Genomic DNA, 12,839 nt, shown 5'->3' on the forward strand with positions numbered 1-12,839 from the left:
TACAGGAGGAGTAAATTATATGAAGAGAAAAAGATTATTGACGACAGTTGGTTTATTGGGGATCACCTTACTGGCTGCTTGCGGCCAGACGGATGCGGAAACGACGAGCGAAGCAACGAGTGAAGCGGCGGCGGAAACGACGGAAGTGACCACCGTGACGGTAGCGCACACGCAAAGTTCCGCGCCGATGAATTATGTGGATGAGAACGGCGAGTCGACCGGTTATGAAGTCAGCGTGCTGAAGGCCATCGACGAGTTGTTGCCGCAGTATGAATTCGAATATGTGCCGACTTCCGACGAGGATCTGCTGATTGGGATCGAATCGGGCAAGTATGACGTCGGCACGAAAGGCGCTTGGTACACCGAGGAACGCGCCCAGAAATTCATTTTCCCTGAAAATTACATCGGCGCCAGCAGCATCGGCGTGTTGATCCGTTCGGAAGATGCAGAAGAAATTACCGATTTGGAATCCTTTGCGGCCGCAGGCAAGAGCCTGGTTCCGATTTCGCCGAACAATGCGCAATATAATGTGATCCAAGAATTCAATGAAGAGCACCCGGATACGCCGATCGAGTTGGCTGCGGCGGATGTATTCGAAATCGCGGATGCTTATACTTGGTTGTTGGAAGGCCGTTATGACGGCTACTTCGCTGTGAAGACCGCTTATGAGGTGAACGTGTTGGCGGAAGGCGCGCCTTACAGCCAATACAAGGATGACTTCTCCTACTTCGTCTACGAAGCGCTGCCGACTTGGCCGTTGTTCAACAAAGAACAGCAGGAATTGGCGGACGCATATGATGAAGCCTTCGTGCAATTGGAAGAGGACGGCACCATCGATAAATTGATGAACGAATTCCTTGGAGAGAACACCTTCCAATATGTGAAGGAATAATAATCGAAGTGGCGACGGGGAGGACTGTCTGGGGGAGTGGAATGTAGCGGACCGGATCAAGTCGAGGAGAATGTCGGATAACGGTTTGATATCCGACAAATCAGCCCTGGCATCGCGTGAAATAGTCGAATGTCATTCCGCATTCGACAAATTGGTCCCTGCGCCGCGCGAAATAGTCGAATGATCGCCCAACATCCGACAAACCGCACCATCTCGCACCACCCTGCGCCATCCGGCACCTAGCTCGGCTGGCGCTTCCGGCCCGAAAAGCCAGGCAACACATGACAGACAAGAGGAGGGAGCTTAAAAATGAATCGTCCATTCGACATCACCTATATATGGAAGGCTGTGCCGGAAATCCTGTCCGGCCTGGGCGTAACGCTGCAATTTTTGATCGGTACGATCGTGATCGGAGGGCTGCTGGGATTCCTGGCGACTTGGGCAAGGCTCGGCGGGCCGAAATGGTTGCGGGCGATCGTCCATGGTTACATCTGGATCATCCGCTGCACCCCCTCGATCGTCATGATGTTCTTGGTCTTCTACGGCTTGCCGGAGGTGCTGTTGGGCGTCTTCGACATCGACATCAACAGCTGGAACCGCATCTACTTTGTCGTCATCGCCTTGGCCATCCTGTTTTCGGCGCCTTGTTCGGAAATCATGCGTTCGGCTTACTTGGCAGTCGCAAAAGTGCAGCGCGAGGCCGCCCTCAGTATCGGCCTCAGCGAAGCGCAAGCATTCAGAAGGATCGTTTTGCCACAAGCGCTCGTGAGCGCCTTGCCGAACCTCGGCAATTCGTTCATCCTGCTGATGAAGGAGGGGGCTTTGGCTTACACAATCGGCATAGTTGATATCATGGGCAAAGGCCAGCTGATCATCGCGCGCAATCTCGGCGGTTATTCGATCGAGACCTACATTGCCTTGGCTGGCATCTATTGGCTGTTGACGCTGGCGATCGAGAAAGCCTTCAAGCTGGCGGAAGACAAATTATCGGCAGGAAAACAACCGCTGCGCGCGGCCTAAGAGAAGGGAGCGAGACGCATGACCATTGATTCAGCCTATATCCAGGAAATTCTGATCCTCGTATTGCAGGGCATCCCGACGACGCTGCGCTTGACCTTTATTCCCTTACTGCTCGCGCTGCCGTTCGCTTTCCTGATCGCGTTGGCGAGACAGCGGAACATCAAAGTGCTGGCGCGGATTTCCCAAGTCTACGTGTCCTTCATCAGAGGGACGCCCCTCATCGTCCAGATTCTGGTGATGTACAGTCTTTTCCCGAGCCTGCTGAACGTCATCGTGAAGAGCCGGGGGACCGATTACGACGTTTTCGGCATCAATCCGATCTATTACGCGTACATCGTTTTTACGCTGAACACGGTTGCGATCCTTTCGGAGGTTTTCCGCTCGGCCCTCGAAACGGTCGACAAACGCCAACTCGAGGCGGCCCTGTCGATCGGCTTGCTGCCGGTACAGGCTTATCGGCGGATCGTGATTCCACAAGCACTGGTGGCGGCAACGCCGAATTTGTGCAACAGCACCGTCAATCTGCTGAAATCGACCTCGCTGGCCTTTCTGATGTCGGTGCAGGATATCACAGCCATCGCCAAGACGGAAGCGGCATTCGGCTACAATTATCTCGAGTCCTATCTGGTGATTTTCATTGTCTACATCGTCCTCTGCTCGCTCGTCCAGGTGTTTTTCCAACTGTTGGAGCAGCGCCTGTCCGTCTATAAGCGCGGGCGTGCGGTTGCGAAAAAAACAGTGATGCAGCCGGAATACTATGAGGACGCACGAAAGGAGCGGTACCATGCTGGCATTGAAGAATATTCATAAGAAATTCGGCGAACTGGAAGTGCTGAAAGGCGTGGACATCGCCGTCGAAAAGGGTGATATCGTCGTGATACTGGGCCCGAGCGGTTCGGGGAAAACAACCTTGCTGCGCTGCATCAACTTCCTGGAACGCGCCGACGAAGGCTCCTTGCATTTCGACGAAATCCAGACCGATTTTACGAAAGCAAGTAAGAAGGACATCAACGCAGTCCGGAAAAAATCGGCTTTCGTTTTCCAGAACTACGGCCTGTTCGACAACAAAACGGTGTTGGACAATGTCACCGAAGGCCTGATCGTCGGACGCAAAGTGCCGAAGAAGGAAGCCACCGAAACTGCCATCCGCGCCTTGGAAAAGGTCGGCCTGAGCGACCGCTTGGCCTACTACCCTTCGCAATTGTCGGGCGGTCAGCAGCAACGGGTCGGCATCGCCCGGGCACTCGCGGTGAATCCGGACGTCATCCTGTTCGACGAACCGACATCGGCGTTGGATCCGGAACTGGTCGGCGAAGTGCTGCAGGTCATCCGCAAACTGGCCGAGGAAGGCACCACCATGGTCGTCGTCACGCATGAGATGACCTTCGCCAAGGAAGTGGCCAACCGCGTCATTTTCATGGATCAGGGCGTCATCGTGGAGGAGGGCGCCCCTGAAGACATTTTCGGCAATCCGAAAGAAGCCCGCACCAGAGGGTTCCTGCAGCGGATCCTGGCCCGGGTGTGAGCTCGGAAAATCCCCTGCATCGCTCGTCCTGCTGTTAACAACGGGGGACGGGCTTTTTGTGTTTCGTGATGTATCGCTTTTGCCTATCACACGTGTTCGGAAATCGGAATTATCCTTAAGCCAGTTTGAATGGTAAGCTACTTGTACATACATATAAAAGAAATGAATTCCAATATAGGAATAAAAATAATGAAAATCGTCAGGAGGAACAGTATGTTAAAAGATAAATGGGTCATCACATCAGCGCTAGCGATAAGTTTGGTGTTGGCGGGCTGTTCGACTGGAGATGCCGCAAATACAGAAAGCAGCGAAGGCACAGCTGCTTCATCTACTACCACCGCTGCAGAGCAAGTCATCACGGTCACGAACGCGGGAGATTTGGCATCCTTGGACAATGCAGTCTCCGCGGACAACGCCAGCTTGGTGGTGCTCGAGAACGCAAATGAAGGTCTTTACCGCGTCGGCGACGATGGTGCCTTTGAATTAGGTATCGCTGCCGAGGAACCTGTTGTCAGCGAAGATGGACTGGAATATACTTTCAAGATAAGAGAAGATGCAAATTGGTCGAACGGGGATCCGGTGACCGCGGAAGATTTCGTCTATACCTATCAAAAAATCGTGGATCCGGCGACGGCTTCCCCGAACGTCAATAAACTGTATCCTTTGAAGAATGCGGAAGCGATCAACAATGGGGAGTTGGACAAGACGGAACTGGGTGTCGAAGCAATCGACGAGAAGACCGTGAAATTCACATTGGGCAATCCGACCGCTTATTTCAAGGACCTTTTGGGGACGTCCTCTTATCTGCCGCAGAACCACCAGTTGGCGAGTGAACTGGGCGCCGGCTACGGAACGAACAGTGAAAATGCTGTGTACAACGGGCCTTTCATTGTTGAGGATTGGGAAGGCACGGACCTGAACTGGACGATGGTGCCGAATGAAGAATACTGGGATGCGGAAAACGTCCAATTGGATCAGATCAATTGGGAAGTCAGCAAGGAAATCGCCACGAACATCAATCTGTTTGAATCCGGCGAGGTTCAGTTGACGCAAATCAGCAACCCCTACATCGAAGAGTACAAAGGGTCCGAAGAACTGGTGACGGAGCCGAAAGCCTTGTCCGGTTATGTCTGGTTCAACCAAGGCCGCACGAACACCGCCAATGTCCATCTGCGCAAAGCACTTTCCCAATCATTCGACAAGGAAGCCTATGTGAACACCGTGTTGAATGACGGGTCGGTTCCGTCGAATGGCTTCGTGCCTTCCAATTACGCTTTCAATCCGGAAACGGAAGATGATTTCCGCGAAGAAAGCGGCGATTTGGCCGTCTACGATCTGGAAACGGCGCAGGCCGAGTGGGAAACTGCGAAGGAGGAGCTCGGAATCGAAACGCTGTCGATCGAATTGCTGACTTCCGACACCGAAACTTCCAAGACAACAGCCGAATTCCTGCAATCGCAATGGCAACAGAACCTGCCCGGTTTGACAATCACGATCCGCAATGTGCCATTGAAAAGCCGGATGGAATCGACCACGAACGGGGATTATGACATCGCCTACGGAACGTACACGCCCAGCTATGCCGACCCGATCGCCTTTTTGGAAATGTATGAATCAACAAGCGGCCTGAACAGTTCCCGCTTTGCGGACGAAAGCTACGATGCGTTGCTGGACGACACCAGAAGCACGTATGCCAACGATCCGGAGCAACGTTGGGAAGCGTTGCTGGCTGCCGAAGAAACATTGATAGCGGAGAACGCCGTCAACGCGCCGATTTACCAAGGCGCCAATGCCAATCTGATCGATCCGACCTTGAAGGATGTGCAGATCCAACCGGTGGGCGCAGCGATGTACTTCCGCACGGCTTACGTGGAGGAATAATGCGATAAGATACCGAGAACATGGATGAAAATAAATATCCGCTTAACGGCCCTTTCCAGGGGTGTCCGTTAGTCGGATATTTCCTTATACAGATATGAAAAGGGTCAAAGGAAGGCGGATGAGGAATATGAAAGAAAATTTATTGGAAAGATTCATCGCATACGCAAAGGTCGACACGCGTTCGGACGACAGCAGCTATACGGTGCCGTCGACCCATAACCAAGTGACATTCGCCCTGGAATTGGCGAAGGAACTGATCAGGATCGGTCTGGAAGAGGTCGAATACAATGAAACGAACGGCTTTCTGACGGCGACCTTGCCTAGCAATACGACAGAAGCGGTGCCGGTCATCGGCTTCATCGCGCATTTGGATACGGCTGATTTCAACTCAGTCAACATCAATCCTCAAGTCCACTATGCTTATGATGGCGGTGACATCGTCCTGAATGCGTCCGAACAGATCATCCTTTCGCCGAAGGAATTCCCGCGCCTGCGCAACTATGTCGGTGAGACGGTCATCACGACGGACGGCACGACCTTGTTGGGGGCCGATGATAAGGCTGGGATTGCCTCCATCGTGACAGCCTGCGAACAGTTCCTTGCGCATCCGGAATTGAAACACGGAAAGATCCGCCTCGCTTTCGGGCCGGATGAAGAACTGGGTGCCCGCGGAGCGAAGCTTTTCGATGTGGAACATTTCGCTGCCGATTTCGCCTACACAATCGATGGCGGACCGATCGGAAACCTGACCTACGACAATTTCAATGCGGCCCAAGCAGAGCTCACCATCCGCGGCACGAGCGTCCATCCCGGTTCCGCGAAGGATACGATGGTCAACGCTTTGCTGGTAGCCAGCCAATTTGCGACAGCCTTGCCTCAGCACGAAACACCGGAGCGCACCAGCGGCTACGAAGGCTATTATTTCCTGACATCGCAGAGCGGTACTGTCGACGAGGTCAAACAGACCTACTTCATCCGCGATCATGACCGGGAACGTTTCGCCGACCGCAAGCGATTCTTCGCCGAACAGGTGGAAGCCTTCAACGCACGATTTGCCGAACCGCGGATTGCATTGACGCTTTTCGACCAGTACTACAATATGCGCGACATCATCGAGCAGCATCCGGTCGTCGTGGACTTGGCGGTGCAGGCTTATGAATACTGCGGCATCACACCGGTATTCAAACCGATGCGCGGTGGAACGGATGGCTGCATCATTTCGCACAAAGGCCTGCCTACCCCGAACCTGTTCTCTGGCACCGAAAACGGCCACGGCAAATACGAATTCGTCACATTAGAGACGATGGCGAAATCCGTCGACGTCATCATGGCGATTGCCGAACAGAGTGCTGCGGTTAATGCAACTGCTGATGCTTCCGTGAATACCGATCATGTTGCAGTTACCGAATACAGCTGACAAATTCGGTAACTCTGGCGGATTTGTTGTTCAAAAAACTCAACACCATGGAATCACGATGATTCAGTGTTTTTGATGTATAATCATCTTGTTCTGATCGAAAAGTGTCTGTCTGTTGACGACAATAGGAAGGAGCAAGGTGCCTATGCTTAAAGAAGCATGTGTAGAGAATTTTACCGATATACCGCTTGTGGTCCAAAGAGGGGCCGATCGGATTGAGTTATGCGACAACCTGGTAGTTGGCGGCACAACCCCCAGTATCGGGGTTATCCGAAAGTCAATCGAGTATTGTCGGGATCGAAACATTCCGGTTATCGTCCTCATCCGGCCGCGCGGCGGAGATTTTGTTTACACAGCTATCGAAAAAGAAATCATGCTGATTGATCTGGAAGCAGCGTTGCAAGCCGGAGCAACGGGAGTGGCAATCGGAGCCTTAACAGAAACCTGCTCATTAGATAAGCCGTTTCTGGAGGAAATAGTCGGATTGACGACAGCCGGAAAATGCGAGTGCACTTTTCATATGGCATTCGATTCCGTCCCGGAAGCTGAGCAGATCGAATCAGCTGAATGGTTGGCTAAAACGGGATTCACCCGAATCTTGACGCATGGTGGACCCGCTGAAGTCGATATATTTACCCATGTTGACCATTTGCGAAAAATAATGGCTGCGAGCGGGCGCATTTCGATAATGCCAGGTGGCGGTGTAACGAAGAAGAATGTGTTGGAATTACAAGCCCAACTGGGTTTTAAGGAAGCGCACGGAACCAAAATCGTTTAACCTAAAAAAAGCCGATAAGGAAACGGAACATCCGTGACCTTATCGGCTTTTTGGTTAACCCAAAAACTCTTTATGAAATTGCAGATGCTCCTCGATGAAGGAGGCGATCGTGAAGTAACTGTGGTCGTAGCCTTCCAGTTTTTCGTAGCTGACTTTTTTGCCCTCAGCGGCCTGCAGGAAAGCGTCCTCGTTCAGCTGGACTTCATAAAAGGCATCCGCGGTCCCTTGCGAAATATGGATCGGTTGGGCGCTGTCGCATTTGGCGATCAGGCTCGTCGCATCCCACTCCGCCCAATCTTTTTCATCCGGCCCCAGGTAGGCGGTAAAGGCTTTCTGACCCCAAGGAACCTGTGACGGATTCAAAATCGGAGCGAAGGCGGAAATCGAACGGAAGCGTTCCGGATGCTTCAGTCCGATGACCAAAGCGCCGTGCCCGCCCATCGAATGGCCCATGATGCTCTCTTTTTCGGAAAAATTCGGGATCAGGCTGTAGACAAGTTGCGGCAGTTCCTGCGTCAGATAATCATACATCCGGTAATTTTTGGCCCACGGTTCCTGGGTTGCATTCAGGTAAAAACCGGCACCCTGGCCCAAGTCCCAACCTGCATCATCGGCGACAGCCGTTCCGCGCGGGGAAGTGTCCGGCATGACAACTGCCAGTTGGTGTTGGCTCGCATATTTCTGGAAGGCGCCTTTCTGGCTGAAGTTATCGTCAGTACACGTCAATCCGGAAAGCCACCAAATCAAAGATGTCGGTTTGTTGTCCGTTTGTTTCGGCAGGAACAGGCTGAAAACCATATCGCAATCCAGTGTTTCAGAATGGTGACGATATTTTCGTTGTTCGCCGCCGAATGCTTTATGCGTTTCGATCACATGCACTGTCATCGCCTTATTCTCCATATGTCAAGATCGTGCGGATCGATTCGCCTTTATGCAGCAGATCGAAGGCCTCGTTGATGTCGGTGAAGTTCAGATGGTGCGTGATGAAGCTGTCCAGATCGATTTCGCCGTTCATGAAATCCTCCACCATCCCCGGCAATTCCGTACGGCCTTTGACCCCGCCGAACGCGGAACCTCTCCAAACACGGCCTGTCACCAATTGGAACGGACGCGTATGGATCTCTTTGCCGGCACCGGCGACACCGATGATGATGCTTTCGCCCCAGCCTTTGTGGCAAGCTTCCAATGCGGCTTTCATGACTTCGACGTTCCCGATGCATTCAAAACTGTAATCCACGCCGCCGTTCGTCATTTCGATCAGTACTTCCTGGATCGGACGATCGTGGTCGCTCGGGTTGACGAAATCAGTGGCGCCCATTTTTTTGGCCAATTCCCATTTATCGGGATTCATATCGATTGCGATGATGCGTGCAGCTTTGGCTTTTTTCAAGCCTTGGATGACGGCCAGGCCGATCGCTCCCAACCCGAAGACTGCAGTCACTGCGCCTTCTTCGACTTTCGCCGTATTTTCGACAGCGCCGAGGCCGGTCGTCACGCCGCAGCCGAACAAAGCGACTTTGTCCAGCGGCGCTTCTTTATCGATATTGACCAAGTTGATTTCGTTGACAACCGTGTATTCGCTGAAAGTGCTTGTCCCCATATAGTGATAGATCGGCTCGCCGTTATAGGAGAAACGGGTCGTGCCATCCGGCATCAAGCCTTTGCCTTGCGTTTCGCGCACGGCGGAACAAAGATTGGTTTTGCCGGACAGACAGAATTCGCATTCGCCGCACTCCGGTGTGTACAAAGGGATGACGTGGTCGCCCGGTTTGACGGAAGTGACTTCATCGCCGACGGAAACGACCACACCGGCACCTTCATGGCCCAACACAGCAGGGAAAACACCTTCGGGATCGTCGCCCGACAAGGTGAAAGCATCCGTATGGCAGACGGATGTGTAAAGGATTTTCACCAATACTTCTTTGGCTTTTGGCTCTGCCACATCTATCTCGACGATCTCCAACGGTTTGCCTGGGCCAAAAGCGACAGCTGCTCTACTTTTCATAATTTTATTTCCTTCTTTCTTGTAAATGGTATTTCTTTCTCATACAGAGTACTATATAATGACTGATGTGTGAATACTGACATAATTGTCACCATGAATATTTTTTTGAAAAGAGGCTATCCGATGATCCAATACCAAGACAAAGAATTTTACAATACAAAAGATTTAGCCTTGTCTGTCGTGGGCGGGAGATGGAAAATTGCCATCATCTGGTCCTTGCTGCACAATGGCACGCTGCGGCTGAGCGAGTTCAACAAAATCCTTCCCGACATCAACCAACGGATGCTGATCCGACAGTTGCGGGAACTGGAGCGCGATCTGATCATCGCCAGGACGGTCTATCCCGTGGTTCCGCCGAAAGTCGACTACCATCTGACCGACATCGGCAAAGAATTGGCGCCGGTCGTCCAATCCATCTGCGATTGGGGCGACCAGTATCTGAAAGTAATTTCGGAAGAGTAGGCTCATGCTTGATTGTCAGCCGAATCCGTTTTTTACGTCTGCAAGCGAGCGTCCGAATTCCCCGCCAAACCTGTTTTGGCGGTTTTTTTTTGGCGAAAAACGAGCAAGATTCCCCGCCAAAAGCCAGTTGGCCGCTTATTCCAACGAACAAAACGCAAAATAAACGGCCAAACTGGCGTTGGCGGGTTATTTCGGTTGAATATCTGTGCTAAAAATCAAGATTCTGATAAAATGGAGACATAATAAAAAAATCACAATTTGAAAAGGGGCTCGCATATGGCTTATCGTGTTTTTCGCTCGCCTAACCGGTACATTCAAGGCGTGGGCGCTATCGAAGTTTTGGGGAAGGAAACGGCTGTCTACGGGGAAAAAGCGTTCTTGCTGACGGACGATTTTGTATGGGGCTTGCTGCAAGATAAAGTGGAACGGGCGCTGGAAGGTTTTCCCTATCATTATGAAGCATTCACCGGCGAAGCCTCGCTGGAGGAAATGGTCCGGCTGGCTGATGCAGTCGCCGATACAACGGCGGATGTCATCATCGGCCTAGGCGGTGGCAAAATCATCGACGTCGCGAAGGGCATCGCAGCCGCCTGCGAATTGCCGGTCGTGATCGTGCCGACTACCGTTTCAACAGACGCCCCGACGAGCGCGATTTCGGTGCTCTATACGCCGGACGGACTGTTCGACCACTACTGTTTCTATGACAAGAACCCCGAGCTGGTGCTTGTCGACACGCAAATCGTCATCCAGGCGCCGCTCCGCTTTTTCGCCAGCGGGATGGCGGATGCTCTGGCGACCTGTGCCGAAGCGTTGGCCACGCAAGCTTCCGGGGAGAAGGCTTTGGCCGGCGGATTGCCGACGCTCGCCGGCACTGCGATTGCGAAGGCCTGCGAAGAGACGTTGTTCCGGGACGGCATCCACGCGTTCGCGGACGTCCAAAATGGCTTGGTGACGCCTGCTGTGGAGGCGATTGTCGAAGCGAACACGCTGCTTTCCGGGTTGGGCTTTGAAAACGGCGGCTTGGCGGCCGCGCATGCCATCCATAACGGATTCACGGCCATCAAAGGCGAGGTCCATCGTTTGACGCATGGGGAAATCGTCGGCTTTTGCCTGTTGGTCCAGCTTGTGCTTGAAGGCCGTCCTCATGCAGAGTTCGCAAAATACAGCCAATTCCTGGCGGCGATCGGCATGCCGACGACGCTGGCGGAGATGCATCTGGCCGGGGCCACGCGTGAGGAACTGCTGGCGGTCGGAAAACTTGCTGTATCCCAGAGCAACACCATGAGAAATCTGAACAAAAACATTACGGCTGAGCAAGTCGCCGACGCCATTTTGGCGGTGGACGGACTTGTCGGAAAGGAATGATCGGGATGATCATCGGAGTGCCGAAGGAAATCAAAAACAATGAAAACCGGGTGGGGATGGTGCCGGCAGGAGTGCAACTGCTGGTTCAACACGGCCACCAGGTCCTGGTCCAAGCGGGCTGCGGCATCGGCTCGGGATTCGAGGACGAGCAGTACGCAAAAGCGGGAGCGATCGTGTTGGCTGACGCAGCCCAAGTCTGGGCCGCCGAAATGGTCGTCAAGGTGAAGGAACCGCTACAATCGGAATACAGATATTTCCGCGAGGACCTGATCCTGTTCACCTACCTGCATTTGGCCGCCGCACCGGAGCTGACGCAGGCGATGCTGCAAGCCGGCATGACCGCAATCGGCTACGAAACGATGGTCGGCAAGAAAGGCGACTTGCCTCTGCTGACACCGATGAGCGTCATCGCGGGCCGCTTGTCCGTCCAGATCGGCGCGCAGTTCCTGGAAAAACCGTACGGCGGCAAAGGCGTTCTGCTGAGCGGCGTGCCGGGTGTGGCGAACGGAAAAGTCGTCATCATCGGCGGCGGTGTGGCCGGGCGCAACGCCCTGCAGATTGCGTTGGGCCTCGGCGCCCATTGCACGATCTTGGATGTCCGGCCGGAAATACTGACGGAAATCGAGAATTTGTACGGGCACGCGGTCATCACGCTGCTTTCGAACGAGTGGAACATCGCCCATGCCATCAAGGATGCCGATGTCGTCATCGGGGCGGTGCTGATCCCCGGCCGGAAAGCGCCGACTTTGGTGAGCGAGGAAATGGTGAGGAGCATGCAGCCGGGTTCCGTGATCGTCGATATCGCAGTCGATCAGGGCGGCATCTTTGAAACCGAAGACCTCACGACCACGCATGATGATCCGGTTTATGAGCGGCATGGCGTGCTGCATTATGCCGTGCCGAACATGCCGGGCGCCGTTCCGCGCACCGCGACCATCGCCTTGACGAATGTCACGCTGCCGTACGCTTTGGAAATCGCGGATCAAGGCGCACGGCAAGCGGCAAAAAGCAATCTGACCATCCTGACCGGATTCAATGTGCATGCAGGCAAACTGACGAATCGCGATGTCGCCGAATCGATCGGCGCAAGCTACACCCCGATCGGAACACTGTTGTGAAAGAGATGGATTGCTCCGTTGCGGGGCAGTCCATCTCTTTTTTGTGCGCCCGGCATGGGTGATAACTTGGTGGTGAAAGTCCACTACAGGCTTTGCAGTAGGAACTGTTAGCGAAAGACAAGGGTGTCCACCGTGAGGTGGAATCTGAAGGAAGTCGGACGCAAACACTCGCACTGACGAACAGAAATCTCATATAAGGCTGGATGGAGACGGACGAGCTTGCAAAACAAAGTAAAGTCCCATACTGCACGAATCTCCTACAGTAAATGAGGCAGTGACATGAGTGGAAGGTTATCATTCTTACCCGGGGAGGTCTCGCTAGCAGGAATCCCTGTAGTAACAACGAATAGCGAGAAGTCAGCAGAGGTCATAGTAG

Annotated in this window: 12 protein-coding genes; 10 read left to right on the forward strand and 2 right to left on the reverse strand. The window is 53.3% G+C overall.

Annotated elements, in window-relative coordinates:
* The first annotated feature begins 19 nt into the window (after positions 1 to 19).
* From BMX58_RS09145 to BMX58_RS09175, 7 genes are all read left to right on the forward strand, one after another.
* A complete protein-coding gene (locus BMX58_RS09145) occupies positions 20 to 892 on the forward strand; it encodes a transporter substrate-binding domain-containing protein (RefSeq protein WP_068623591.1) in 873 nt (290 codons plus the stop codon).
* A 309-nt stretch (positions 893 to 1,201) separates the two neighbouring features.
* Positions 1,202 to 1,912, forward strand: a complete 711-nt coding sequence (locus tag BMX58_RS09150; protein ID WP_068623593.1) for an amino acid ABC transporter permease — start codon at positions 1,202 to 1,204, stop codon at positions 1,910 to 1,912.
* 24 nt (positions 1,913 to 1,936) lie between these two features.
* Positions 1,937 to 2,722: an amino acid ABC transporter permease gene (locus BMX58_RS09155; protein ID WP_204243795.1), complete on the forward strand. Its 786-nt coding sequence runs from the start codon at positions 1,937 to 1,939 to the stop codon at positions 2,720 to 2,722.
* Entirely contained in the window at positions 2,697 to 3,437 is a 741-nt protein-coding gene (locus BMX58_RS09160; RefSeq protein WP_068623597.1) for an amino acid ABC transporter ATP-binding protein, read from the forward strand. Before BMX58_RS09155 ends, BMX58_RS09160 begins: the two co-directional genes overlap by 26 nt.
* Positions 3,438 to 3,650: 213 nt before the next feature.
* The gene (locus tag BMX58_RS09165; protein ID WP_068623599.1) at positions 3,651 to 5,318 is read left to right on the forward strand and encodes a peptide ABC transporter substrate-binding protein; all 1,668 of its coding nucleotides are present in this window, start codon (positions 3,651 to 3,653) and stop codon (positions 5,316 to 5,318) included.
* Positions 5,319 to 5,445: 127 nt separating this feature from the next.
* Complete coding sequence (pepT, locus tag BMX58_RS09170; protein ID WP_068623601.1) at positions 5,446 to 6,735, forward strand: peptidase T; 1,290 nt, start codon at positions 5,446 to 5,448, stop codon at positions 6,733 to 6,735.
* Between the two features lie 145 nt (positions 6,736 to 6,880).
* Entirely contained in the window at positions 6,881 to 7,513 is a 633-nt protein-coding gene (locus tag BMX58_RS09175; RefSeq protein ID WP_068623603.1) for a copper homeostasis protein CutC, read from the forward strand.
* Positions 7,514 to 7,567: 54 nt separating this feature from the next.
* Here the strand turns inward: BMX58_RS09175 and fghA are convergent, their stop codons facing one another.
* Positions 7,568 to 8,398 (reverse strand): S-formylglutathione hydrolase, encoded by an 831-nt coding sequence (gene fghA / locus BMX58_RS09180; RefSeq protein WP_068623605.1) that lies wholly within the window; start codon positions 8,396 to 8,398, stop codon positions 7,568 to 7,570.
* Between the two features lie 4 nt (positions 8,399 to 8,402).
* A complete protein-coding gene (locus BMX58_RS09185; protein ID WP_068623607.1) occupies positions 8,403 to 9,518 on the reverse strand; it encodes an S-(hydroxymethyl)glutathione dehydrogenase/class III alcohol dehydrogenase in 1,116 nt (371 codons plus the stop codon).
* A 123-nt stretch (positions 9,519 to 9,641) separates the two neighbouring features.
* Here BMX58_RS09185 and BMX58_RS09190 point away from each other — a divergent pair, with 123 nt between their 5' ends.
* The 3 genes from BMX58_RS09190 to ald all read left to right on the forward strand — a co-directional run bounded on the left by BMX58_RS09190 (position 9,642) and on the right by ald (position 12,463).
* Positions 9,642 to 9,980, forward strand: a complete 339-nt coding sequence (locus BMX58_RS09190; protein WP_068623609.1) for a winged helix-turn-helix transcriptional regulator — start codon at positions 9,642 to 9,644, stop codon at positions 9,978 to 9,980.
* A gap of 276 nt (positions 9,981 to 10,256) precedes the next feature.
* Entirely contained in the window at positions 10,257 to 11,345 is a 1,089-nt protein-coding gene (locus BMX58_RS09195) for a glycerol dehydrogenase (RefSeq protein ID WP_068623611.1), read from the forward strand.
* Positions 11,346 to 11,350: 5 nt separating this feature from the next.
* Entirely contained in the window at positions 11,351 to 12,463 is a 1,113-nt protein-coding gene (gene ald / locus BMX58_RS09200; protein WP_068623624.1) for an alanine dehydrogenase, read from the forward strand.
* Positions 12,464 to 12,839 lie beyond the last annotated feature (376 nt).

It is taken from the genome of Trichococcus ilyis, from assembly GCF_900109135.1.
In the GTDB taxonomy this organism is placed as follows: domain Bacteria; phylum Bacillota; class Bacilli; order Lactobacillales; family Aerococcaceae; genus Trichococcus; species Trichococcus ilyis.

Coding starts and splice junctions, on each gene's coding strand:
- BMX58_RS09195 (WP_068623611.1), top strand. CDS start 10,257: ATGGCTTATCGTGTTTTTCGCTCGCCTAACCGGTACATTCAAGGCGTG.
- BMX58_RS09160 (WP_068623597.1), top strand. CDS start 2,697: ATGCTGGCATTGAAGAATATTCATAAGAAATTCGGCGAACTGGAAGTG.
- BMX58_RS09175 (WP_068623603.1), top strand. CDS start 6,881: ATGCTTAAAGAAGCATGTGTAGAGAATTTTACCGATATACCGCTTGTG.
- ald (WP_068623624.1), top strand. CDS start 11,351: ATGATCATCGGAGTGCCGAAGGAAATCAAAAACAATGAAAACCGGGTG.
- BMX58_RS09190 (WP_068623609.1), top strand. CDS start 9,642: ATGATCCAATACCAAGACAAAGAATTTTACAATACAAAAGATTTAGCC.
- fghA (WP_068623605.1), bottom strand. CDS start 8,398: ATGACAGTGCATGTGATCGAAACGCATAAAGCATTCGGCGGCGAACAA.
- BMX58_RS09145 (WP_068623591.1), top strand. CDS start 20: ATGAAGAGAAAAAGATTATTGACGACAGTTGGTTTATTGGGGATCACC.
- BMX58_RS09185 (WP_068623607.1), bottom strand. CDS start 9,518: ATGAAAAGTAGAGCAGCTGTCGCTTTTGGCCCAGGCAAACCGTTGGAG.
- BMX58_RS09150 (WP_068623593.1), top strand. CDS start 1,202: ATGAATCGTCCATTCGACATCACCTATATATGGAAGGCTGTGCCGGAA.
- pepT (WP_068623601.1), top strand. CDS start 5,446: ATGAAAGAAAATTTATTGGAAAGATTCATCGCATACGCAAAGGTCGAC.
- BMX58_RS09165 (WP_068623599.1), top strand. CDS start 3,651: ATGTTAAAAGATAAATGGGTCATCACATCAGCGCTAGCGATAAGTTTG.